The sequence below is a fragment of the Legionella jamestowniensis genome (assembly GCF_001467745.1).
Classification (GTDB): Bacteria; Pseudomonadota; Gammaproteobacteria; order Legionellales; family Legionellaceae; genus Tatlockia; species Tatlockia jamestowniensis.
In genome coordinates, this window is the sequence record NZ_LNYG01000013.1 from 1,705,144 (window position 1) to 1,729,730 (window position 24,587).

A 24,587-nucleotide genomic window follows, 5' to 3' on the forward strand; every position below is an offset into this window, starting at 1 on the left:
GTAGTGAGGATCTGCTTTGTATCAGGAGATGTCTCACTTCGTTTCATATGACGTATGTCTTTGGGAGCGTCCCAGTCCCTGTGGAGCAAACCTCAGGAAAGACTTACGTCATCCCGAACATAGTGAGGGATCTGCTTTGTATCAGGAAAAGAGGATCATTCGCCTTGTTGTTTATCATTTAGATAAAGTATGATTTTGCTTGAGTATAACCATTTAATTCTTTTTAAATTACCGTGTTCACGGTTATAATAATCCATCTTTTTTGCGTCATGTGAAGATTGTGTTGAATTTACAACGGTTTTTGCCCCCTTTAATAGTGTTTTTTTTAACAGCATGCCAGCATCCTGCAATAATAAAGACAGAATATAGCGGTTCTAATAAACTGAAACATCAAGAAGCAGCTGCTTATAATACACAATTAGGAATGGCTTATTTAAAGCAAGGTGACATGCCCAGGGCAAAACGGAAATTATTGAATGCGCTAAGTTTAGACCCGAATTCTGCTGATGTTAACGTGGCGATGGCGTATTATCTGGAAAGCACAGGCGACCTCAAGGAAGCAAAGGCTTATTATCAAAAAGCGCTAGCATTAGCACCAAAAAGTGGTGCGCAGTTGAATAATTATGGTACATTTTTGTGTCGCCTGGGTAAATACACTGAGGCTGAACAATATTTTCTTCGCGCAGTAAGTGATGTGCAATATATTCATACCGCTGCTGCCTACGAAAACGCGGGACTCTGTGCTCAAGCTATCCCTGATTATGCTAAAGCGAAAAAATATTTTGTCAGAGCGTTAGAACAAGACCCCAAGCGTCAACAATCGTTATATGAACTAGCTACAATCGAGCTTAAACAAAAACATGCTGGTAAAGCATTAATGTATCTGCAAAAATACCAGGATCAAGTCAGCCAGGATCCTGCTCTAGTCGCTTTGACTGTTGATGCAGCTCATCAGGCAGGTAAAAGAAACGTTGAGTTAGATTATAAGCAGCGTCTAAATCAGTTAAGTAAATTTACGGACTATACCGGAGCTAAAAATGAATACAACAATCGCAATGGATGAGGTTCATGAGGACAATTATGAAAAACCAGGCATGCAACTAGCGCGCGTGCGTGAAAAGAAAGGCTATAGTCAGGAATATGTAGCTGGTAAATTACATTTAAGAGTTAGAGTAATTGAATTATTAGAAGAAGACAATTATCAGCAAATGCCTGAACCTGTATTCATTAAGGGATACTTACGAGCCTATGCAAAATTATTGGGTATCCCAGCAGAACCTTTGCTCGCCACTTTTAATAGCCTGCATACCACTGAAAGAAAACCAGAAAAAGCGTTGTGGCAAAGCAAACGTGAATCTAACAAGGGTGAGCGTGCAGTTCGCTGGTTGACTGGAATAATAGCTATCGCAGCTTTAGTGGCTGTAGGCATATGGTGGCAAAAAAATAGAGATATTCAACAGGTAGTCACCTCCAAAAGCTCACAAAATGAAGCGCTAGCAAAGCAAACTGATCCTGATCTTCGATTAACTGATCTTTCTAAAATGCAAGCGATGTTTTCATCAAACAGCAGTACAGGTCAGCTAACGCCTTTGGAGAAACAAGGTGGCTGAAAAAATCCAAGCAGTGCGGGGGATGAATGATGTATTGCCCCATGAAACTCCTTTGTGGAGAGAGGTTGAAAGGCTATTTACGCAATGTATGCAACAATATGGCTATCAGGAAATCCGTTTTCCTCTTGTAGAGAGTACACAACTTTTTAAACGCTCAATTGGCGAAGTTACTGATATTGTCGAAAAGGAAATGTATACCTTTACCGATTTAAACGGCGATAGTTTAACGTTAAGACCAGAAGGAACGGCAAGCTGTTTACGTGCCTGTTTGGAGCATGGTTTGCTCCACAACCAACAACAGAAGCTTTGGTACAGGGGGCCTATGTTTCGCCATGAAAAACCCCAAAAGGGCAGGTACCGGCAGTTTCATCAATTTGGTGTAGAAGCATTAGGCATTAACGGTGTGGCTATTGAACTGGAATTAATTGCTCTTTGTTTACGCTTATGGAAGGTGTTAAAAATAGACAACCATGTCCTTTTGCAAGTTAATACGCTGGGTGAATCGGCTGAGCGTCAAAATTATCGAAATAAGCTCATTACGTATTTTAAGACTCATTATGATAAATTGGATGAGGATAGCAAACGACGCCTGGAAAGAAATCCCTTAAGGATACTAGACAGCAAAAATCCAGAAATGCAATCCCTGCTTCAAGATGCCCCTCGATTAATTGATTCCCTGGGGGAAGAGAGTAAAAAGCGTTTTACAGATCTTTGTGATGGATTGGACCGACTGGGGATTCCCTATACTGTCAATCCATTTTTAGTAAGAGGTTTAGATTACTATGGTCATGTGGTATTTGAGTGGGTAACTGACAAGTTAGGTAGCCAGGCAACTGTTTGTGCTGGTGGTCGTTATGATGTGCTTGTTGAACAATTAGGTGGCAGCCCAACACCTGCCGTAGGGTTCGCAATGGGTATAGAACGATTGCTGCTATTGTTAGAAACCTTGCAACTGGTTTCAAACCCTGTCAAATCGTCTTCTTTATTTATTATTGCTACTGGTGAAGAAGGTATGCAGCAGGCTCTTTTAATTGCAGAAAGACTACGCGATATGAATGCCAGTTGGGAAGTCATCACCAATACGGTAGGCGGAAGCTTTAAGAGCCAATTTAAAAAGGCTGATAAAAGTGGTGCGGATTTCGCGTTAATTCTTGGAGATGAAGAAGCAAAAACTCAAACAATAGGCATAAAAAACTTGCGCAAAGAAGAAGAACAAGTAACTATTCCGCAACAGGAATTAGCCAGGTTCATACAAAATTCTCTTGGAATGTAGTAGGAGATTAATAAATGTCAGTATATATGACAGAAGAAGAACAGTTGCAGGCAATAAAAAAATGGTGGCAGAAGTATAATTCTTTAATTACTGTCATTCTTTCCATAGTGCTGCTTGCCGTTGCCGGTTATAAATATTGGTCATGGCACCAATATAAAGTAAGCATGCAAGCCTCAAGCACCTATGAGCGAATGATGATTGCATTCTCAAATCAGGATAATAAAAGTGTACGGGCTTATGCCAACCAACTTATTCATGATTATGATCAGACGGTATATGCAGACGCAGCGCGTTTGACTTTAGCCAAGCTTTATATTGGCTTTGATAAATATGCGAAAGCTCGTGAAAGTCTGGAATACGTGGTCAATCATTCAAAAATGCCAGCACTAAAACAAGTGGCTAAGCTTCGTATCGCCCGCCTTTTTGCCGCTGAAAAAGCTTATGATAAAGCACTTGCCGAACTGTCGATAGTTAGCGATGAAGCGTATATGCCTGTCATTAACGAATTAAAAGGCGATATTTATGCGGCAACAGGCAAGTATCAACAAGCTATTAATTCCTATAAGGAAGCCATTACTGAGGTACGTACTCATGGGATGGGTAATCTTTTCCTTGAAATGAAAACGAATGAATTAGCTGCTCTTGCTCAATCAATGAGAAAAGAGGAAGGTAATCTCCAAGCTGCTTAAGAGGTTAATGATGACTATGAATAAGAAACTATTACTGCTCACTTTATCTGTGGTTTTGCAAGCCTGTAATCATCTGGATAATTATATGTTAGGCAAAGATAATACTCCGGCCCCGGCTGCATTGGAGCCTATAAAGACTAAAGTTGCCTTAAAGGAAAAATGGTCAGTACCCGTTAGTGCAAAAACAACCAATGCTAATCTTAAACTTAAACCTGCCATTGTAGGTAATGTCGTTTATACAGCAGATACCAGCGGCTCAATAGAGGCTGTTGAGAAAGCAAGTGGCCAGTTGCTTTGGAGTAAGAAACTACCACACAGTATAGTAAGTGGCCCGAGTGTGGCAGCAGGTTCTATCGCACTTGGAACGGATTCTTCTTCAGTGGTACTGCTAAAACAAACTGATGGCAGTGAGCTTTGGACAGCAAAAGTTTCCAGTGAAGTTCTTTCCAAACCAGTCATTACCGGCAGTAAAGTAATTGCGAAAACAATTGATGGTAATTTGTATGCCTTGGATTTAGTTACGGGGAAAACCCTTTGGGTTTCTGAACATGGTGCTCCAAGCTTAATTTTAAAAGCAAGTTCGTCCCCAGTAGTAGTTGGCAATAAACTTGTTTTAGTGGGCTATTCAGACGGTAAAATGGATGCGGTTGATCTTGAGACCGGCCGTTTGGTTTGGCAACGTAGTATTGCTTATGCGAGTGGGGCTAGTGACGTTGAACGCTTGGTCGATATCGATGCTGATCCTATCATCCGCGGTAACGTGGCCTATTTAGCAAGTTATCAGGGCTATGTAGGTGCTTTATCGTTAGTGGATGGTCAATTCTTGTGGCGTAAACCAGCATCTGTTTATAAGAACATGGCGATTGATGATAATACGCTTTATCTCACTGACAGTGATGATGTCGTTTGGGCTATTAATAGACAAAATGGTCAAGTGAACTGGAAGCAAGTTGCATTAAAAGCTCGTGGATTAACCGAGCCTGTTTTAATGGGAAATCGAGTAGTGGTGGGTGATAAAACAGGGCTTTTGCATGTACTTGCAAAAAGCAATGGGAATTTAATTTCTCGCGCACAGTTAGGGGGGGCTATCACAACTGCTCCATCTATTTCCAGTAATAATATTTATGTCATGACTAATAATGGCAAGTTAAACCGATTTTCTGTGAGCTAATGAATGATTCCTGTTATTGCCCTTGTTGGTCGCCCGAATGTAGGCAAGTCGACCTTATTTAATCGACTGACGCGTACGCAAGACGCCTTGGTTGCGGATTTCCCTGGACTAACACGCGATAGACAGTATGGACAGGCTGAGTTTGATGAAAAATCATTTATTGTCATCGACACGGGAGGGGTGGGTGTCGATGATCTAGCCGTAGATGCCTTGATGTCCAAGCAATCGGCAGTTGCTTTGGAAGAGGCTGATATTGTTTTATTCCTAGTGGATGCCCGTGCAGGTCTAACAGGAATTGATGAAAGTATTGCTCATCAGCTAAGGAAATCAAATAAACCAGTCTATCTTATCGTTAACAAAGTAGATGGTCTTCAGGAAGAAATGGCTTGTGCTGAATTTCAGGCATTAGGATTTAATGAAATTCATCCTATTTCAGCAACGCATGGCCGTGGAATGCATACTTTATTAAGCCAATTAACTGCGACATTTGAACCGATTGTCGAAGAAGAACAAACTGACAATAAAGCAATTAAAATCGCTTTTGTAGGTCGACCTAATGTAGGAAAATCGACATTGATTAACCGAATATTAGGTGAGGAGCGTGTTGTCGTTTACGACATGCCAGGCACTACTCGAGATAGTATAGCGATTCCTTTTACCAGGGAAGAAAAACCTTACGTTCTTATTGATACAGCCGGTATTCGACGTCGTGCACGCGTTGATGAGAAAATTGAAAAATTTTCTGTAATCAAAACCTTACAATCGATTAAGGAATCTCATGTTTGTATGATGCTCTTGGATGCCAGGGAAGGTCTAACTGAGCAAGATATGCATTTGCTAGGATTTATCATTGAAGCGGGTAAAGCGTTAGTCATTGCCGTGAACAAATGGGATGGGCTTACTGACGAACACAAGGAACATGTTCGCCAAGAGTTGGAGCGCCGTCTGCATTTTGTTCATTTTGCTAAAATCCGATTTATTTCCGCCTTGCATGGGAGTGGTGTAGGTTTATTGTTTAAAGATATTGAACAAGCCTATGCTTCAGCAATGCAATCATTTTCTACACCAAAATTAACTCGATTATTACAAGATTTTGTAAGCCAACACACACCGCCTTTGGTGCAGGGGCGCAGAATAAAATTGCGCTATGCACATGCGGGTGGACATAATCCACCAATTATTGTGATTCATGGAAATCAGTTAGAATCGTTACCAGATAGTTATAAACGTTATCTTACCAATGCTTTTGTTTCGCAGTTAGGTTTAATAGGGACTCCCTTAAAATTGGAATTTAAAGGGAGTGTTAACCCGTTTAAAGATAAAAAAAATAAGCTATCTGAGCGACAAATCAAGAGAAAGCGACGTTTAATGAAACATGTCAAAAAGAAATAACGTTATTTGAAGTAAGTACAGGTTTAAGCCATACAATACCACACTGTGGCAAACATCAAAAAAGACGACCGTCATCCCGAACGTCGTGAGGGGCTCTCTTTTGTATCACTACGTTCGACATGACGCACGTCTTTGGTAGCAAGAGAGAAATTTCCTCGTTTTAAGATCGAAATTTATGTGCAGGAGATCCTGAAAGCAGCGATGCTGAATTCAGGATGACGAAAATGTACACTCTCAGCGCGTCATTCTCAACCATGTTGTATACGTCATTCTGAACATAGTGAAGATCCTCCTGAATGCGGCACCAAGAATGTCTTCTTCTTTCCGATATGTGCCTAGAGGCTGGCGCGGAAGAGGCCTATTCTCATTCTGCCATGAAGGATGTCCGCAAAGTCAATACATCACAGGGAGCATGGTGAAGCATGGCATAGGCTGTACTGCCTAAAAAGGCAGGGACAGCGCTCGGTGCATGGCTGCCAAGGATAATCAAACCGCATCCCAGGGTTTTAACCTTTTCCAGAAGGTGGGTTTTAAGCGATCCAATTTCTACGTGTTGTTGCGCTGATGGAATAGTTAAGGCATCGCCCAGAAGACTCATTACTGTTTGAGCATCATCTTTAACGGGATTAGCAAGCTCAGCAAACCCAAGGCTTTGTGCTAATTGCAAACTTGCAGGAGGTTCAATCACATGAAGCAAGTGCAATTTAGCGCCAAAACTGTTAGCAATTTCAGCTGCTTTTTTACAAATATCAAAATGTTGCTCGCTTAAATCAGTGGCATGCAAAATAGAGGTATACACGATTTTCCTCGCTTAACGACAGTCCATTACGCATAATTTTAGTTGATTTTTTACAAAAAAGTGTTCGGTTTCAATAATTAATTGGTTTGATGTAGAGATTATGAAGGGGAGCTAATATAAAAGAATCATCGGAAATTAATTCAGGAGAGGCATGTGGCGAATAGCAAACACGCTACCTAGCGATTTTCTTTCCAAAAAGTTACTAACGATTTAGCTGCAGGTTTTTCATTGTTTAAGAAATATAATCTGATGCAATATGATCCGAAATGGCTATCACCCAGCCACCTTAATTATATGTTCGATAATGCTTATGCTCGAGATACATATGAACATAGTAAATAGTGAGCAATTCAAGAAACGTGGTGTAAAGCTTAAAAAAGATTGAGCATCGAGTAAGTATGTTATTTTGACGTTATATCTCTCGTGAACTATCTTTCAATTATACAGTTAGAATAAATTTTATAGCCTTGAAATATCCCAACTCAATCACCCAGCAGAATATGAATACAGTTCATGATCAATTAGGCCGTAAATTATCAACGGTTCGTATCTCGGTCACTAACCGTTGTAATTTTCGTTGTCATTATTGCATGCCACCTGATATCAAATATCATTTTTGTAATAAAAAATCACTTATGAGCTTTGATGAAATCATTTATCTCGTAAAGACTCTTGTTAACATGGGAGTGCATAAATTAAAACTCACCGGTGGTGAACCCTTGTTAAGACCAAACCTTGCGGAATTAATAGCCAAACTACAATCAATTGATGGATTAGCAGATATTTCATTAATAACCAATGGTTACCTGCTCAGTAAGTTGGCTTCTGAACTTTATGCCGCTGGATTACGACGAATTACGATTAGTATTGATGCGATTGATGATGGGCTTTATCGACAAATGAATGGTCTAAACATACCTATTGATAAAGTATTAGCGGGTATTGAAGCAGTTAAAATTGCTGGTTTTACTGAGATTAAGTTAAACGCTGTTATACAAAAGGGAGTAAACCATCAACAAATTCTTCCTTTGATAAGATTTACCCGCTCCCAAGGCCTCACTATGCGTTTTATTGAGTTTATGGATGTAGGGACACAAAATAATTGGGATATGTCAAAAGTCTACAGTGAAGAGCAAATTTTAAAAGATATCGCAGAAGAGTTTGAGTTTGCACCTCATCCCGCAAATCGAGGTAGTGACACTGCCAAGCGTTTTGAGTTTAAAGATGGTCAAGGGGAATTTGGAATTATTTCCTCAGTTAGTAATCCCTTCTGCAAACGTTGTGATCGTCTAAGAGTTTCCGCAGAGGGGGAATTTTTTACCTGTTTATTTGCAACCCATGGCCTCAAATTACTACCTACTCTTAGGGAGCATCCAGAGGAGATTGAAGAACTAATACGATCCCTGTGGAAAGCTAGAACTGATGCTTATTCAGAGCACCGTATTCAATGGATAAGGAAAAATCCGGTTAAAAGCCGTATTGAAATGTTTAAGATCGGAGGATAAGAGCGATGATGATTATTAATGTTCACTTACATGGCCCCTGGCGTGACTATTCAGAGCAGGCGGTAATGGCTATCGAAATGGACGACGGCGCTCAAATTAGTACCCTACGTAAACGACTACTTGCGGAAGTGCAAAAGCAGCATTCAGCCTTTAATCCTGAGTTAATGTCTGTTTCTGCATTTGCTGTTGATGAATCCTTAGTGACAGAGCAGTTTATTTTAAGCAATGGTATGAGCGTGCATATTTTACCCCCAGTGAATGGAGGATAAGTTATGATGACAGAGGAGGATAGTTATATTGCTATTCATGATAATTCGCCCGTATCCATTGAAGCTGCCTGGAAATTTATCAATAAGGCTGAATATGGTGGGAATGCCTTTTTGGTCGGTTCAATCCGCAATCAGAATCAAGGTAAAGAAGTAGCCAGCGTGGAATACGATGTATACGATGCACTTTTTGTTAAAACCCTAAAGGAACTGTATGTCAGCTTGCTCAATAAACACCAATGTCTATTAAAAATGTATGTTGCACACAGTAAAGGCTTAGTTCATGTAGGAGAAGCCAGTATCGTTATTGCTTTTAGTTCCCCTAAACTAAAAGAAGCACAGCTTGCCTGTAAAGAAACCTTTGAATTTATCAAGTATAAAAGTCCAGTTTGGAAAAAAGAGTTTTATGTCAAAGAGGGTGAAACCGGCTGGGTTCAGGGACATGCACTATGTCAATCTCTCTAACTAATGCCGAAATTGAGCGTTATAAACGACAGCTAGGTCTTAAGACCTTCGGACTTGAAGGCCAGAAAGCCCTAAAAAAAGCCCGCATACTTTGTATTGGGATGGGGGGCTTGGGCTGTCCACTTAGTTATTATTTAACTGCCATGGGGCTGGGAAGACTTGGTATAGTCGATGGTGACATAGTGGATTCTAGCAACTTGCCTAGGCAGATTCTTTATAAAGAACAGGATATTGGTCGTTTAAAAGTTGAAGTGGCTCAACAAAGCCTTCATGCCATCAATCATTATGTCGAGATCAAGGCTATAGCACAGAAGTTGGATTTGAAGCTTGCTTTAACCCTGTTCCCAGATTATGACTTGATCATTGATGGTACAGACAATTTTGAGGCCAAGTATCTGATTAATGATGTTTGTTCAGAACTACAAAAAACCTTTATCTACACGAGTGTTTATCAATTTGAGGGGCAACTCTCCCTTTTTTCGCCCGGACCGCAATCTCCTTGCTTAAGATGTCTATATCCTAATCCTCCAACTACTGGTCTCATTGCAAACTGTGCTGAAAATGGGATTATTGCTGTGGTCCCTGGGATTTTTGCAATGCTTCAAGTTCTTGAAATTGTTAAATGGTTAACGGGAATGAAGAATAGTTTAATAAATCAACTGCTAAATATTGATTTATTAAGTTTACATATTTCCAAATTCCATATTCGACAAGACAGGTATTGTCAATCTTGTGCCGGTCAGATGAAAGCCGATGAACTTACACGCCCTCAAAATACATCGATTGGTATTGAGTTAGAATCTGAGGGTCTGATACAAATAGCTGAACTGAAGCAATGGATGGAAGAAAAAAACTTGTTGATACTAGATGTGCGTGAACCTTGGGAATTTCAAATTGATAATTTAAAGGGAAGCCTGAATATTCCAATGAACGAGGTACAAACAAGAATGGAGCAACTGCCAAGGGATAAAAGAATTGTTGTCTTATGTCAAACGGGTAGGCGAAGTTACGTAATAATGAATTTGCTTAAAAAATATGGCTTTGTAGAAGTCAAATCCTTGGATGGTGGTTTAGTCGCTTATAGAAATAACGCATCTATTTGATTGCAATAGATAACAAGGCCTTCGCCGCTAATATGGCGGTATTTATTTTCCCTGGCATGTGAATAAGAAATTGATTTGAATCAATTGCATAAACACAGTAAGTCTCTAACCAAGCAGATGGATCTGATTTACCTAACTCTAAATGAAGAAATTGGCTAAGGCCTTCCATCCTTTTCCAAGTCAAGTGTTCTTCTGGAAGTTGATTTGAACCTTTTAGCCAGAAAATATAGTCATATTGATCATCCAACTTGGTTAGATATGACGATAAAAACTCGGCCTCTGTGATGATCTCTTCTGCTATTTTTAAATTTCTCTGGAATGCTTCTTGCAGAGCCTCCTTATCCTTATCCATCAATACTTGAGAGAATATAAACAATAGTTTTTTTTCAGAAGAGGCAGGGGGGACAATGCTAAGCTGCCTAAGAATGGGGTCCTCTTTTGACTCTGGATTGATCCACTGACCTTTTTTACCACCCGATTTATAAATCAAGTGAATATTTTCAATTCTTAATACAGGCTGCACGATTTTAGATAAATCATAAATCGCCAAGCAGGCAGCATTAACGCCTGATAAAGCTTCCATTTCTACACCTGTTTTTGCTTCAGCGCTTGCCAAACAATAGACATGTAAACAAGAGTTTTTCTCATCTATGTTTATTTGAATAGCGACATGATCTAGCATTAATGGATGGCATAAGGGTATATGTTCAAAAGTGGTCTTAGCACCATTAATCCCTGCAATTTCAGCAATTTTTAATACATCTCCTTTGATCATTGTGCCAGCTTGAATATGCTGGAGGACTAAAGGCCCTACCACCACAGTGCCTTTTGCTATAGCTGTACGAGCCGTGATTAACTTATGGCTAATATCAATCATTTTATAATAGCTTTTTTCAAACTTTTTAGCTTTATCCATGTTGATCCTTAATGAATTGCTTGATGAGAGGGGCAATATGGTACAAAATCTCTTTGATTGCAGGCGTCGAACCGGGAAGACTTATAATAAAAGTTTGACTGACCCGCACTGCTTTACATCGGCTATACCAGGCAAAGGGTGTATATTGTGATGATAGTACACGAATATACTCACCAATTTGCGGATAGTGGACTTCACCGATTTCATCTAAGGTTTCTGGCGTCATGTCATCGTTACTGCTGCCTGTTCCCCCATGTAAGACTAACAAGGTAGGTTTGGCTCTTAGTATACAATTTGAAATCGTCTGTTTTAACATACATATATCATCAGGGATCAAAGTATACTCGGAAATATGGGCACCAAGTTGTTCAAGGTACTCAACAACCAATGGACCAGTATCCTCATATTGACCATGATAAGCTCGGGTACTTAGATTTATCACCGCTGTTGCTATACCTTCTAGACTGGTCGCGATAGCTGACTTAGGCGAAGAGCTTAAAAAAACTGGTTCGGATATGCCGAAGATTTGATGTTTGGTGATCTGATAAGACAGGTTTAAAGATTGTTCAGATGGTAGGCTCTTGTATAAGGCAAGAGCAGCATGCGACAATCCTTGAAGCAGACAGAGCTCAGTTTTTTCAACGGAAGAAATGAGACTAAGACTTCCTTCAATTTGTAAGCTATTTTGTCCTCCCTTGAGTGTGAAGTTGCTATATAAATACTGCCCCTTAGAGGAAGGGTTTGTACGGATGAAGGTCGCTTTAGATTGCTGGCTGGCAATGCTAATAATCATTCCCTGCAAGATTAACATTTGGTCATGATTGATTTCTGCTAATGAAGATAATCGCAGGCTTGCAAACCCAGAAATAAGTTGATGAGTCATTTTTTTTGAATGAGGAATGAACAACATGGTTTTGCATCCCGTCAAAACATGTTACTTTTAGTATACTCAAGAAACCTAGAAATGCATAAGTTTAAGATAGTACACTGCTTCAGTCATCTCTGAGTAGCCTTGCTGCTGTAAATGTCGTGGTAACTCCTTTTGCGTAATTGAAGCAATTTTCTTAACTTGGAAAGCTTGTCCAAAGAGTTTTTCAATTTCTTTTTTGCTGACATAAAATGGAGGCTTATTACTCTCAAAGACTGTTTCAAAGGCTATGATTATCAACTGAGCTTTTGGACTATTGGCTAATAGCTTTTTCATATGGTTTACATATTTTTTACGCATCATTTCAGGGAGAGCCACTAAGGCTTTAGAGTCAAAGACTAAATCAATAGTTAGAAGCAACTCTTTACTCAAATTAAAAAAATCACCACAGTATAGGTGAAGCTGTTTGTTTTCATATATTTCAAAGCCTGATTTCTTGCTGAACTTTGGATGTATATTATGCTCTTTGAAAAAATCGTGGCAGGCTATTGTGCTTAGTTCAACCCCAAGGACCTGATAGCCCTGCTCAGCTAACCACCACATATCTATACTTTTACCAGATAAGGGAACGAAAATCCGACTTCCAATCGGCAGATTAAGAGATTCAATGCAATGTTTAAGTAAGGGGTTCACTTCTTGGGAATGGAAGCCTATATTACTTGTCTGCCATCGCTGGAGCCAAAAATTTTGATCCATACAAACTCCTAGAATTTTCTTTTTCCTGAGATATTGAACTCTTTTTATCAGAACCCCTGAGATTTTACTCTCACCTAATCAGTGGGATCAGATTGAATATGAAACAGCAGTTTTTTAAAAGGCTCATTGGTAACAGAAATAACGCCCGAAAAAGGGTAGCTCACCACGGTGACAGCTGCGACATAGAATGCAAGAAAGACGCAAAGAAAAAGATGCATTAAGAAATTAATAAAATTATCCCTAATGATATAAATCCCCATAATAATCACTGAGAATGCCCCTAAAAAAATCATAATATACCAGGCAGTAGGTATCGACAGATTTAACATGTTAAGTCGATGGTTACGATCTTCAATGGCCGCATTAAGCGCTAAAAGCGCCTCTTGATAATAAATCCTGGAAACGCTATCTTCAGGCCGATAATTTATTAAATCGTTATAAAGCTTATTTATTGCCTGATGTCCTTTGAGATTTTCTTTACCCTCTCTCATTGCCGGCCACTCATCGTTAAGAACAATGGAGATATAATTGACAAGATCATGATGAATAGTTTGGGCAACTTGTGGTGGGAAATCTTTACTGCTCTCAAAAAGAACATATAGCTTTGTAGTTTCATCAACCACAATAACCTGGGCATTTTGATAGTCGCTCCATAGTAAATAAATTACAAAACCTAAAAAAATACTATAAAACCCCGTAAGGGTGCCGACCAAAAGGCTACTTATATTTTGAGTTTTGTGCGCTTTAAATTTTCTTTTTAAATAAAAAAATACCCCGCTGATCACAAGAAAAGTGATTAGCATGATCAAGAATACGAAAGAGGGGAGAATACCATCTACTAATGTACGCATCTTAATCTCATAGTCTTTCTTTGTATAATCAGTTTAGTTTAGATTTAATTCAAGCAGCAATAAATATGTATATTTATTGCGCACCATTGCTTTGTGCATTAAAATAGTGCAATTTAAATTTTAGGTTTTTTATGAAAACGGTTTTTTACTGGCGCGGCATTGTTGGGGATGTTGATTTACTTTCAAATTACAAGCGACAAATCGACAGGTTGCTGTCGGGTGATTACAAAGGGTTATCACTTGAGAAGCTGCATGGAGTAAAAGGACCTTCTATCTTTAGTATCCGGGTCAATGATGCGACTCGTTTATTGTTCACCACTTACAAGGGCAATATTTGCTTACTGTCAGAGGTGTTAAACCACAAATATGAATCCAATCCTTTCTTAAAGGATCCTCAGGTACTCAAAGCATTTTTAGCCAAAGTAGGTGCCAGTTTTGATATCAAAATTGAAGAAAAACTGGTGTCATCTTCTTCTTCAAAGGAAGAGTTGGAAAATGAGCTGGGTAAACCGGATGGTACAGACGTTAATTTCATGCCTGTAGACTACTATAAACAACAGTTTATCACTCTCAATACACATCAAAATCAAGCCTTGCATGCCAAATTACCGGCAATAGTCTATGGTTCTGCGGGTTCAGGTAAAACGTTAGTCGCTCTGGCAATGTTGCAGGATTATCTTCTAGCTCAGGGGCATTCACTTAAAGACCCCATACTTTATGTTAGCCAATCACCACAACTCGTTAAGGAGATGCGTGATCTTTGGCAAAATACGGTGTCCCCAGGAAATGAGCATAAAGTCGTTTTTATGACCTATGAGGATATTCTAAAAAAGCAATTACCGAAAGATTATGCGTTAGCACAAGACAGTCAAACGTTTAAAAAGTGGTTTGCCCAGATTATCAAGCAGGCCAAATATAAACACGAAGCGAATATGCCCGCTTCGGAAGAGGTATGGCGTGAATTTAGGATTCTGTCAGGGTATGGCGATGAACAGGCTTATATAAAACTCGGTGGCCGCCAAAGTTCACTCATCAAAGAACAGCGATTAATAGTCTGCGAGTTATATCGTAAATATTTGGATGAATTAAAAGCAGGGCATCTGATTTCAGCTGAGTTAAGTTCTTTGCTTGCACAGGATAAATATTCTTTAGTGGTTGCCGATGAGGCGCAAGATTTTTCCTATGGGCAATTAAAAAACTTGCATGGTTTGGCTCACCACGAACAAATTGTTTACTTGCTAGGTGATCATCAGATCTTGTTTGACGGGAAATCTCGATTGTCTTATTTGCGTTATCTATTGAATACTCGGGGCAAGAAGGCACAAGAGGTGGAACTTCCCAGTACCTACCGCTGTCCACAATTGGTAGTCGAGGTAGCCAATCGATTAATTGCTTTAAAATATGCTGTCACTGGTGGCAAGGCTGATGATGTCGAAGCTTCTGAAATGAGAGTTAGCGAAGAGGTAAAAGAAAAAAAGGGTGAAATTCAATGGATAGATCCCAAAGATCTCAACTTAAAAGCACTAAGGGATGAAGCTAAAAGCGTACATTTGGCTGTCGTAACGCATCCTGAGTATGTCGAACAAGCCAAGAAGGAATTAGGCACTGCATTAGTATTTACGCCTGAAGAGATTAAAGGGCTAGAGTATGAGACCATCGTTGTATGGCGTCCTTTGGATAATCTAGATTGTGAGCGTGCTGCAAATCTTTTAAAAGATCTTGAGGAAAGGGATTTAACTACCAAGAATAATCGTCCCAAAGCAGGTCAGGGGGATGAATCCTTTCTACCTTATTTTAACCGATTGATTACTGCTGTTACTCGAACGTGTGGTAATTTGAAATGGGTGCAAGAGGAGAGGCACAATATCAAACCCATAAGTCAACCATTGCGAAAAGTGTTTAATTTAAACTTGAAAAAAGAAAAAACGCCAATGGTCAATTATGGTTCAAGTACAGAGGAATGGGAAAAAGAAGCGCGGAAATTATTGCAGCAAGGCAAGGAAACGCAAGCACGTGCTATCTTTATCGAGACCCTTAAACGCTCTGAAAAAGATTTTCAGGCCTTTTTCCAGGAAAATGTACCAGCCTCGCCCTTAGAGAATGAAACGCTACGCAAGGCCATGCCTCTAACGCCTGAAGTAAAAAAAGCTAAACAAGAGGGCAAAGCGACAAAAGCTGTTGAAGTTAGGAAAGACACCAATAAAACCCAGCCAAAAAATACACCGGTTTCCATATCGCAAGAAGAACGACAGGTCATAAAGCTCCTTGATGATTTTACCGAAAAGCGACTTACCCTTCTTTTAAAATTGTATAACACAGGAAGTATACTTTTTACGCCTATGACACTTCAAAACGGTTCAGCATTATCATTGTTTGAATATATTTTAAATGACAAAAGTAAAACAGAGGTTTTTCTACGTTGTTTAGCTAATAACGTAGTTTTGTTAAAGACAATACCTGTAGTGGCACATCTTCATCTTTCTGTCCTCAATAAACTTCCTATAAATACCGAATTGCTTGAATTGCTAAAAAAATTAGCCAAGATAGGCGTTGTATTTAAAAATTGCCCTGAAGGTGAAATACCTGTTCATCTTGCTATTGCAAAGAAAGATTTGGAGATTCTAGAAACGCTTCATAGTGCTGGCGCAGATTTCAATCAAATTTCTCCCAAAGGATCAACTCCCGCATCAGTTGCAGCGAGTCTTGAACCTGAAAAAGAATGTGTCTCCACATTAACCAAACTTCATGAATTGGGTACTAATCTTGCGCTACCAAATAGACATGGCTGGAGCTCAATTTTTATGGTAATTGACCATGGCTATTTGGATGCTGTTAAATTTTTGTTAACCCATTACAAAAAGTCTGCAGTAACAGTCTTTATGTCCAGTAAAGATAATTTATTGAAACATTATGATCGCTATGGAGAAGAAGTTAGAAACAGGCTTACAAAAAAAATCGCCCAGCGTATGAGTTTGGGAGATAAAGAGAATGAAATCAGCTTACTCCCTATTGATGTTGCTGAGGTGATGGGTTTTCAAGCGATTGTAGAGGTTTTGAAAACTGAGATGACAAAAGAAATGGTTCCTCCAGCGATGCCATTTTTTAAAAAACCTGCACTCAAGCCAATACCAGAACGACAAGAGAAGAAAGAAACCCAAAACACACTTAAGATAGTTCTAGAAGCATTTAGGGATTTCTCTGAGGAAAAATTATTACTCATTTTAAAACAGGCTCCTTCACTCCTGCACTTATCAATCAACAAAGGCAATGAATCATTATCTCTGTTTGATCACATTAAACGCGATGAATATAAAGTATCCCTGTTTATTCGTTGTTTGGTGAACGATGCAATTCTACTAAGAGAACTAGCCAAACCGCTCATTGAACTTCTTTCAAAGGGTAATTGTTCTTCTCTTGAAAAGAGATTTCTTTCTTCCCTGCAGGATTTAGTTGAAATAGATCAAAAATTTCGAACTGTAAAATATATTAACGGTGATTCCGTTGTGCACCATGCTGCTGTGAGGGGCGATATAGAGGCATTAAATATACTTATTAAATATGGGGCCGATCTTGATAAGGCTTCTTTCGGCGGCCCTCCGTCATCCATAGCAACTTTAAGCGGGCATATAGAAGTATTAGTTGCGCTTGCCAACCATGGTGTTAACCTTAAAAAGGAGATTGGCAACGGTGCTAACCTTCTTTATGCGGCGGCAGAAGGCGGTCATGATAAAGTCATTCACTTTCTTCTTGACCAAGGCCTTGAGATTAACCAAGCGAATGCACGTGGAGCGACACCTGTCTATATTGCTTGTCAAAATGGCAATCTTGCCGCACTCATGGCATTGGCTGATCGAGGTGCCGACCTTAATAAAGTTAATCAAAATGGTACAGCGCCAGCGCATATTGCCGCGTTTGGAGGTCATGTTGATATATTAGCTGAGCTTTATAAACGAGGCGCTGATTTTAAAGCACATAATAATAAAGACATGACACCACTACTTGTCGCTGCTGAAAAAAATCAAATTGCTGTTTTTGATCTCTTTAGTTCTCTTGGATTGGATCTTAATGAACGCAATAAACATGGTGATACAGCCGCTTATATCGCAGCGGAATATAATCGGGTTGAGGCTATAGAAAAGCTCTATGCTCTCAAAGCTGATCTCAATATTCCAAATATCGACGGCGATACGCCATTACATGTAGCGGTAGAAGAGGATAATGTCCTAGTCGTAAGTAAGCTTCTTCAGCTTGGCGCTCAACATTGTCAAAATGAATATGGGGAAACTCCTGCCTATCTTGCTGCCCGCCATGGTAAGGTATCTTCATTGCTTGAATTGATTAAATCAGAAGTCGACTTGAATGTACCCAACAACTTTGGGGCAACACCTATCTTTATTGCCGCACAGAATGGACATGTAGAAGCAGTCAAGATTTTGCTAAGTGGTAATGCAATACAACAGAAAGCCTATATTTCCAAGCAAGAGGATTTGCTCAAATTCTGTGATTCTCGTGATGAAAAAATAAGGGAAAGAATGCAGTTAAAGATAAACGAACGTCTGCAATGTGGGGAAAATGACGACGCAATTTCGTTGTTTCCTGTAGATATTGCTGAAGTGATGGGGTATGCAGCCATTGTTGATCTTCTAAAATCAAAAGCTGCCGAACTACTTGCCTATTCACCCTCAACATTTTTCAAACGGAATGTCATGCCAGATAGTAATACAGTGATTAGTTCCAAAGGACCTGGCGGGCTTTAAAATGTCAATTCTGGACGCAGTGAAGAGCCGCTCACATTTTTGCCAGGATCCTTCAAGCAGTTTGGACTGCTTGAAGGATGTTGTGATAAGTCAAGAAGAATCTGCCTATGCTTTATCACATTCAGTACTCCTTTTTCGAGAACCCTTTATAGTCACGCAACTTTCGTTTTTTTGAATTAACTCTGCTAGAAACTTACCATGTAATTGTATAGGCTTAGTGGCAATCTCAATTAAAGGAACAAAAACAAAATCCCTTAAGTGAAGCCGTGGATGTGGGAGTCTGAGTTCTTTTGAATTTATTTTTAAAGAGCCATAGAGTAATATATCTACATCAAGTGTTCTACTTCCCCAATGCACAGTGCGAACTCTCCCATGTTTTTTTTCTAATTTTTGACATTCTTTCAATAATTGTTGGGGTGTTAGGGACGTTTGTAACATTGCTACAGTGTTTACAAAATCCGGTTGTCTTTTCCTCCCCCATGCTTCACTTCTGTAAAGCGTGGCTACTTGCAGTAAATGAGTTGAAGGAAGCGTACGTAATGTTTGCAAGGCTTTTCGCAGCTGTCTCTCAGGGGAGTTTAGGTTACTGCCAAGGCTTAGGTAACAAAGGTTCATTGAGATGAAGTAGTAGTCGTTTTAGGTTTACGCCTTCTGCGATTTTTTTTTGGTAACGATTGTGGTGCTAAAGCTTTGACCATGATTACTTGCTCTTTTTCATCGCACTCCTGAAAAGTGGCCCACCATTGAGCAAGCTCAATGGATTCATCACCTGCCAGAGCACGGAGTGCCATAAAATCATAAGCTGCACGAAATCTTGGGTGCTGCAATAAGTTAAATGCACGTCCACCATAACGTTTCGAGAAACGAAATTGCAGCAGCCAAATTTCCCGTATAACCTGGCTGAAGCGTTTGGGAATAGTAACAACCCTGTTTTGTTCTACAATAACTTCTGACATCGCCTTTTCAAGGGCAGGAAGTGGATCCATTCCTTCCTGTGCTTGTAGGCAAACAGCGCGTGCCTTTAAGGGAAACCAAAGAAGAACAGCGAATAAAAAAGCCGGAGTGATTGGTTTATTATCACGAACCCTGGCATCCGTATTTTCCAGAGCGATACCAAGTAGAGCATTAACAGGGTATTCATTATTGGATAATAAGCTCGCTGTTTGTGCAAAAAGATGAGGGAATAACCCATGCTCTACTAGCAGGCGTTGTACGGATTCTCCTTCCCCACACTGATATAATTTAGTCATTTCATCGAACAGACGGGAACCAGAGACGTCTTTAATTAAAGGGGCTAGTTTTTGTAATGGTGCTGCTGTTTCCTTTGCAAGTTCAAAGTGCAATTTTGCACTAAAGCGAATAGCACGCAACATGCGCACTGGATCTTCCTGATATCGTGTGACGGGATCACCAATAACACGCAACAGGCGCTGTTGAACGTCAGCAACGCCTCCTGTAAAGTCAACAATAGATGAATCATCAATATTGTAATAAAGGGAGTTAACTGTAAAGTCGCGACGCCAGGCATCTTCATCTAATGTCCCATAGACATTATCACGAACCAACATTCCTCTCTCATTGATTAATTGATTCGCTTCGACAGTTTCGTTTTCCGATTCACTTGCTTTGCGAAAAGTAGCCACTTCAATAATGTCACGATGAAAAATAATATGAACCAATTTAAAGCGTCGTCCAATAATTCGTGCATTTCTAAAAAGTTTTTTAATTTGGCTAGGCGTCGCATTGGTAGCGATATCAAAGTCTTTAGGCGCCTTACCTAATAATAAATCACGGACACTGCCTCCTACCAAATAAGCTTGAAAGCCAGCACTGTTCAAACGATTTAATACTTTAAGGGCATTGATACTAATGTCTGTTTTTGAAACATTATGCTGTGTGCGTGGGATGATGTAGCTGGCATCCACAGGTAGATGGTTAGCCCTGGATTTACGTAACAGCTTTTTGATTAACTTAATGATGGTGGTCACCCTAATAGTAGCCTTCCTAAACGCCGCATTATTATAGCTCAGATCCGGGGAAATGTGAATTATTTACCTTTCACCAATTAAAGTAGACAATAGCGTTTTTAATTGAAAATAAAAGCAGAAAAATGGATATTTTAGATATTGTTGTAAGTCTTTTAGCGTTGACAATCCTGGAAGTTGTTTTGGGGATAGACAACTTAGTATTCCTGTCAATCCTTACCGAAAAACTGCCTAAAGAGCAGCGGAAAAAAGCGCGTCGATGGGGTTTGGCTTTTGCATGGATAACTCGTCTTTTATTATTAGCTTCCGCAGTATGGTTAGTAAGATTGACAACACCTTTGTTTAGTATTGCCGATTTTCATTTTTCAGGCCGTGATTTGTTCCTTTTAGCGGGTGGTGCTTTTTTAATAGCCAAGGCAACACAAGAAATCCATCTTGAGGTGGGTGAAGGACATATTGATGATTTTACCGCTTCTCGTGGTAATAAAACAGTCACATTTAAGGGAGTAGTCATTCAAGTTGCTTTAATGGATATTATTTTTTCTTTGGATAGTGTGCTTACAGCAATTGGTTTGACAAAGCATTTTTGGGTAATGGCAACGGCAATTACTTGTGCCATTTTAGTGATGATTTATGCCAGTGAGCCAGTAAGTCGTTTTATTGATAAACATCCAACCGTTAAAATGTTAGCATTAAGCTTTTTAATCCTCATTGGAATGGTTTTAGTGGCTGATGGTTTTGCTTTTCATATTCCTCGCGGTTATATCTATTTTGCAATGGGTTTTTCTTTAGGGGTAGAAATGCTTAATCTATTGAGACACTCTCGGCAGCACAAGCGTAAAAAACAGTAGGGTGTAATGATGTTAACCATAAAAGCTTTTCATATCATTGCCATGGTGGCCTGGTTCGCGGGTCTGTTTTATCTTCCGCGTCTTTTTGTTTATCATGCCCAGGCGACTGATACTATCAGTATTGAACGTTTTAAAGTAATGGAAAGGCGATTATATTACGGGATTACCTGGCCGGCTGCGATTATTACTACCATCCTGGGTTTAACGTTAATTCTCTTTAACCCTTCCTATTATTTAAAAGCAGGTTGGATGCATGCCAAACTGGGTTTGGTTGCCTTATTATGGGTTTATCATTTGACTTGTGGTCACTTCAGGAGGCTGTTTGCAAGAGAAAAAAATACAAACTCATCAAAATTTTATAGAGTATTTAATGAGTTACCTACATTATTCCTCATGGCAATCGTTTTATTGGTGGTACTTAAACCTTTTTAATCCAATAGTCTTTTAAGCGGTGATCTCCCGAGGGTACCCTGTGTAACATTTGGAGATTTCTTCACTACGTTCAGACGTTTTTTTTGCGTTATCCTGAAAGCAGAGCAGCTGCATAAGGATCCCTGAGGGTAAAGCGCAGTGTAAAAATCTGGGGATTCTTCACTGCGTTCAGAATGACGTTTGTGCGCTCAGAATGACGGTTGTACATAAAAATGACTTGGGTTAATTGATCTACTCCATTTCAACCATTTCAAAATCCTCTTTTCCGGCACCACAGTCAGGACAGAACCAGTTTTCTGGTACATCTTCCCAGCGAGTTCCAGGTTCTATACCATCTTCAGGCCATCCTTCCGCTTCATCATAAATAAAGCCACAGATGACGCAAATGTAACGTTTATACTCTTGCATGCTGTTTACTCAAATAACTAAATGGGCTAATTTAGCGATTGCTTCCCTTAATGTAAAGTCGCTTTGCCATAATTTTTGTCAGTACTGCTAAAAAACGGTAGAATATTAACATTTTCAGACGATGGAGTAGTCATGACGTATTCTCAAGAATTATTTACTCAGGCACAAACGGTAATCCCAGGCGGGGTCAATTCCCCGGTACGTGCATTTAAAGGCGTGGGTGGTAATCCTCTTTTTTTTAAACAAGGAAAGGGGGCTTATTTAGTTGATGCCGATAATAAACATTATATTGATTATGTTGGTTCTTGGGGGCCTTTAATTCTTGGTCATTGCCACCCCAATGTTGTCCAGGCTGTAAGTGAGGTCTTACAGAGTGGGATGAGTTTTGGTGCACCCACTGAACTCGAAGTAAGACTGGCGCAAAAAATAACACAACTTATGCCTGCTATTGAAAAAGTGCGTATGGTTAATTCAGGGACTGAAGCAACAATGACAGCCATACGGCTGGCGCGGGGTTTTACTGGGAAAAATAAAATAATAAAATTCAATGGCTGCTATCACGGTCATAATGATAGTTTATTGGTCAAGGCGGGATCGGGATTATTAACGTTGGGAATTCCTTCAACACCGGGCATTCCTGCCAGTATTACTGAACACACCTTAATTGCTGATTTTAACAATCTGGAACAAACAGCGACCTTATTTACTCAATATTCTGATGATATCGCTGCAATTATTTTAGAACCTGTCGCAGGTAATATGGGGTTTGTACCGCCTCAACCCGGATTTTTGGAAGGTTTACGTGATTTATGCACCGCGCATGATGCCTTATTAATTTTTGATGAAGTAATGACAGGATTTCGTGTGGCCCTAGGTGGTGCCCAAGCGTTATTTAATATAACCCCTGATATTACAACACTCGGTAAAGTTATCGGTGGAGGTATGCCTGTAGGGGCTGTGGGTGGAAAAGCCGAAATCATGAATTATTTGGCACCAGAGGGTAATGTATACCAGGCAGGGACATTATCAGGTAACCCCCTTGCTATGGCCGCTGGCTTGGCAACATTAACTGAAATAGAAAAGCCAGGTTTTTATGACAATCTTGGTAAGTTTACGAATGCTTTGGTAAAAGGACTGGCAGAGGTTGTTGAATCTTTTCAAATTCCTTTTTGCTATGACTCCATCGGGGGAATGTTTGGATTTTGCTTTAATGCCAAGAAGCAAGTAGCTGATTATAATGATGTAGCTTCTTCAGATGAACAGTTATTTAAGCAGTTTTTTCATGGTATGCTGGAAAAGGGAGTTTATTTTGCCCCTTCGATGTATGAAGCAGGTTTTGTTTCCAGTGCTCACCAGCAAGAAGAAATTCGTTTAACAATTGAAGCGGCAGAAGCAGTCTTGACCACTATCACAAAGGTTCGTGTCTAATGAAAAAATATCATGTCTACGGAATCGGTAATGCATTACTTGATAGGGATGCAAAAGTTGATGAAGCCTTGTTAAATGCTTTAAATATCGAAAAAGGGGTCATGACATTAACGGATACGGCCACCCATCAGCATTTATTAGGAGCCCTGAAAGATACTTTTTGCCACAGTGGCTGTGGTGGTTCCGCGGCCAATAGCATGATTGCCTTGAGTCAATTTGGTGGTCAAGGATTTTATAGCTGTAAGGTGGCAGATGATGAGGCGGGCCACTTATTTATAAAGGAGTTAACTGTCCTTGGCATTGATTGCAATTTAAACATTCATAATTTGCCGCAAGGAGTTACTGGACAATGTCTTGTTTTAGTTACTGACGATGCGCAACGAACGATGAACACCCATTTAGGAGTTTCTGAAACCTTATGTCCGGAAGTCCTTAACTTCGAGGCAATAGCAGCGGCTAAATACCTTTATCTTGAAGGCTATTTGGTAACTTCGCCCTCTGCGCGCCAAGCGCTGTTAATGGCAAAACGACATGCAAAACAGTCAGGAACAAAGGTAGCACTGACCTTGTCAGATCCCAATATAGTTCGCTATTTTAAAAATGAATTGTTAAGGGTAATCGATGGCCGCATTGATCTTTTATTTTGTAATGAGGAAGAAGCCCTTTTATTCACAGAAACTCACAATTTGGAAGCAGCTATCGCTTTGTTACAACCATTAACCAATCATTTAATTGTTACTTGTGGCAAATTGGGTGCTATCGTAGCTGTGGATGGCGAAATTCTTTCTGTTCCTACCATGCCTATGAACGCAGTAGATACTGTCGGTGCAGGGGATATGTTTGCCGGGGCTTATTTATATGCCATCACCCACGGTTATGCACCACAATTGGCTACTGTGCTAGCCAATAGGGCTGCGTCAGAAGTAGTAGGGCAATACGGTGCTCGCCTTAAAGTTGAACAGGTTTTGGCCATAAAAGAGGAATTTATAACCAACCATTATGGTATTATCACCCATCAACCGTTCCATACGATTAAAAATAAAATGGAAACCATTAATTAAG

Annotated in this window: 23 protein-coding genes; 15 read left to right on the forward strand and 8 right to left on the reverse strand. The window is 39.8% G+C overall.

The window, feature by feature from the left end; all coding sequences use genetic code 11:
• Nucleotides 1-280 precede the first annotated feature (280 nt).
• Genes pilW through der form a run of 6 tightly spaced genes read left to right on the forward strand, consistent with a single transcriptional unit; the run spans nt 281 to nt 6,135 of the window.
• On the forward strand, nt 281-1,063 hold the full coding sequence (gene pilW / locus Ljam_RS11910) for a type IV pilus biogenesis/stability protein PilW (RefSeq protein ID WP_058450232.1): 783 nt from the start codon (nt 281-283) through the stop codon (nt 1,061-1,063).
• Nucleotides 1,038-1,610, forward strand: a complete 573-nt coding sequence (locus Ljam_RS11915; RefSeq protein ID WP_058450233.1) for a helix-turn-helix domain-containing protein — start codon at nt 1,038-1,040, stop codon at nt 1,608-1,610. Before pilW ends, Ljam_RS11915 begins: the two co-directional genes overlap by 26 nt.
• Nucleotides 1,603-2,883, forward strand: a complete 1,281-nt coding sequence (gene hisS, locus Ljam_RS11920; RefSeq protein ID WP_058450234.1) for a histidine--tRNA ligase — start codon at nt 1,603-1,605, stop codon at nt 2,881-2,883. Before Ljam_RS11915 ends, hisS begins: the two co-directional genes overlap by 8 nt.
• A 14-nt stretch (nt 2,884-2,897) precedes the next feature.
• On the forward strand, nt 2,898-3,572 hold the full coding sequence (locus Ljam_RS11925; protein ID WP_058450235.1) for a YfgM family protein: 675 nt from the start codon (nt 2,898-2,900) through the stop codon (nt 3,570-3,572).
• A gap of 16 nt (nt 3,573-3,588) precedes the next feature.
• Nucleotides 3,589-4,743: an outer membrane protein assembly factor BamB gene (gene bamB, locus Ljam_RS11930; protein WP_058450815.1), complete on the forward strand. Its 1,155-nt coding sequence runs from the start codon at nt 3,589-3,591 to the stop codon at nt 4,741-4,743.
• A gap of 3 nt (nt 4,744-4,746) precedes the next feature.
• Nucleotides 4,747-6,135 (forward strand): ribosome biogenesis GTPase Der, encoded by a 1,389-nt coding sequence (gene der / locus Ljam_RS11935; protein WP_058450236.1) that lies wholly within the window; start codon nt 4,747-4,749, stop codon nt 6,133-6,135.
• Between the two features lie 364 nt (nt 6,136-6,499).
• On the opposite strand, the gene Ljam_RS11940 is transcribed toward der, so the two are convergent.
• On the reverse strand, nt 6,500-6,934 hold the full coding sequence (locus Ljam_RS11940; protein ID WP_058450237.1) for a universal stress protein: 435 nt from the start codon (nt 6,932-6,934) through the stop codon (nt 6,500-6,502).
• A gap of 500 nt (nt 6,935-7,434) precedes the next feature.
• On the opposite strand from Ljam_RS11940, the gene moaA reads away from it, so the two are divergent.
• The 4 genes from moaA to Ljam_RS11960 are packed head-to-tail and all read left to right on the forward strand — an operon-like array spanning nt 7,435 to nt 10,273.
• On the forward strand, nt 7,435-8,439 hold the full coding sequence (moaA, locus tag Ljam_RS11945; RefSeq protein WP_058450238.1) for a GTP 3',8-cyclase MoaA: 1,005 nt from the start codon (nt 7,435-7,437) through the stop codon (nt 8,437-8,439).
• A 5-nt stretch (nt 8,440-8,444) separates the two neighbouring features.
• Nucleotides 8,445-8,708: a MoaD/ThiS family protein gene (locus tag Ljam_RS11950; protein ID WP_074881796.1), complete on the forward strand. Its 264-nt coding sequence runs from the start codon at nt 8,445-8,447 to the stop codon at nt 8,706-8,708.
• A gap of 3 nt (nt 8,709-8,711) precedes the next feature.
• Nucleotides 8,712-9,170, forward strand: coding sequence for a molybdenum cofactor biosynthesis protein MoaE (locus Ljam_RS11955; RefSeq protein WP_058450240.1), 459 nt, complete (start codon nt 8,712-8,714; stop codon nt 9,168-9,170).
• On the forward strand, nt 9,155-10,273 hold the full coding sequence (locus Ljam_RS11960; RefSeq protein ID WP_058450241.1) for a HesA/MoeB/ThiF family protein: 1,119 nt from the start codon (nt 9,155-9,157) through the stop codon (nt 10,271-10,273). Before Ljam_RS11955 ends, Ljam_RS11960 begins: the two co-directional genes overlap by 16 nt.
• Here the strand turns inward: Ljam_RS11960 and moaC are convergent.
• The 4 genes from moaC to Ljam_RS11980 all read right to left on the reverse strand — a co-directional run bounded on the left by moaC (nt 10,266) and on the right by Ljam_RS11980 (nt 13,664).
• Nucleotides 10,266-11,189 carry a cyclic pyranopterin monophosphate synthase MoaC gene (moaC, locus tag Ljam_RS14810; protein WP_065235544.1) on the reverse strand — a complete coding sequence of 308 codons (924 nt, stop codon included), beginning with the start codon at nt 11,187-11,189 and terminating at the stop codon, nt 10,266-10,268. The genes Ljam_RS11960 and moaC overlap by 8 nt on opposite strands.
• A complete protein-coding gene (locus tag Ljam_RS11970; RefSeq protein ID WP_058450242.1) occupies nt 11,182-12,099 on the reverse strand; it encodes a molybdopterin-binding protein in 918 nt (305 codons plus the stop codon). Before Ljam_RS11970 ends, moaC begins: the two co-directional genes overlap by 8 nt.
• 48 nt (nt 12,100-12,147) lie before the next feature.
• Nucleotides 12,148-12,813: a thiopurine S-methyltransferase gene (gene tmpT, locus Ljam_RS11975; protein WP_058450243.1), complete on the reverse strand. Its 666-nt coding sequence runs from the start codon at nt 12,811-12,813 to the stop codon at nt 12,148-12,150.
• Nucleotides 12,814-12,887: 74 nt separating this feature from the next.
• Nucleotides 12,888-13,664 carry a bestrophin-like domain gene (locus Ljam_RS11980; protein ID WP_058450244.1) on the reverse strand — a complete coding sequence of 259 codons (777 nt, stop codon included), beginning with the start codon at nt 13,662-13,664 and terminating at the stop codon, nt 12,888-12,890.
• A gap of 131 nt (nt 13,665-13,795) precedes the next feature.
• On the opposite strand from Ljam_RS11980, the gene Ljam_RS11985 reads away from it, so the two are divergent.
• Complete coding sequence (locus tag Ljam_RS11985) at nt 13,796-18,421, forward strand: ankyrin repeat domain-containing protein (RefSeq protein ID WP_058450245.1); 4,626 nt, start codon at nt 13,796-13,798, stop codon at nt 18,419-18,421.
• A 105-nt stretch (nt 18,422-18,526) separates the two neighbouring features.
• Here Ljam_RS11985 and folK read toward each other — a convergent pair whose 3' ends face one another.
• Both folK and pcnB read right to left on the reverse strand, forming a co-directional pair.
• Nucleotides 18,527-19,036 (reverse strand): 2-amino-4-hydroxy-6-hydroxymethyldihydropteridine diphosphokinase, encoded by a 510-nt coding sequence (gene folK / locus Ljam_RS11990; protein ID WP_058450246.1) that lies wholly within the window; start codon nt 19,034-19,036, stop codon nt 18,527-18,529.
• Nucleotides 19,033-20,379 carry a polynucleotide adenylyltransferase PcnB gene (gene pcnB / locus Ljam_RS11995; protein ID WP_131762449.1) on the reverse strand — a complete coding sequence of 449 codons (1,347 nt, stop codon included), beginning with the start codon at nt 20,377-20,379 and terminating at the stop codon, nt 19,033-19,035. The genes folK and pcnB overlap by 4 nt, the downstream gene beginning before the upstream one ends.
• A 152-nt stretch (nt 20,380-20,531) precedes the next feature.
• On the opposite strand from pcnB, the gene Ljam_RS12000 reads away from it, so the two are divergent.
• The gene (locus Ljam_RS12000; protein ID WP_058450248.1) at nt 20,532-21,257 is read left to right on the forward strand and encodes a TerC family protein; all 726 of its coding nucleotides are present in this window, start codon (nt 20,532-20,534) and stop codon (nt 21,255-21,257) included.
• 9 nt (nt 21,258-21,266) lie between these two features.
• Nucleotides 21,267-21,689 carry a protoporphyrinogen oxidase HemJ gene (hemJ, locus tag Ljam_RS12005; protein WP_058450249.1) on the forward strand — a complete coding sequence of 141 codons (423 nt, stop codon included), beginning with the start codon at nt 21,267-21,269 and terminating at the stop codon, nt 21,687-21,689.
• Nucleotides 21,690-21,920: 231 nt separating this feature from the next.
• Here the strand turns inward: hemJ and Ljam_RS12010 are convergent, their stop codons facing one another.
• The gene (locus Ljam_RS12010) at nt 21,921-22,097 is read right to left on the reverse strand and encodes a rubredoxin (protein WP_058450250.1); all 177 of its coding nucleotides are present in this window, start codon (nt 22,095-22,097) and stop codon (nt 21,921-21,923) included.
• A gap of 132 nt (nt 22,098-22,229) precedes the next feature.
• Here Ljam_RS12010 and hemL point away from each other — a divergent pair, with 132 nt between their 5' ends.
• A complete protein-coding gene (gene hemL, locus Ljam_RS12015) occupies nt 22,230-23,525 on the forward strand; it encodes a glutamate-1-semialdehyde 2,1-aminomutase (protein WP_058450251.1) in 1,296 nt (431 codons plus the stop codon).
• Entirely contained in the window at nt 23,525-24,586 is a 1,062-nt protein-coding gene (locus Ljam_RS12020) for an adenosine kinase (RefSeq protein ID WP_065235545.1), read from the forward strand. Before hemL ends, Ljam_RS12020 begins: the two co-directional genes overlap by 1 nt.
• Nucleotide 24,587 lies beyond the last annotated feature (1 nt).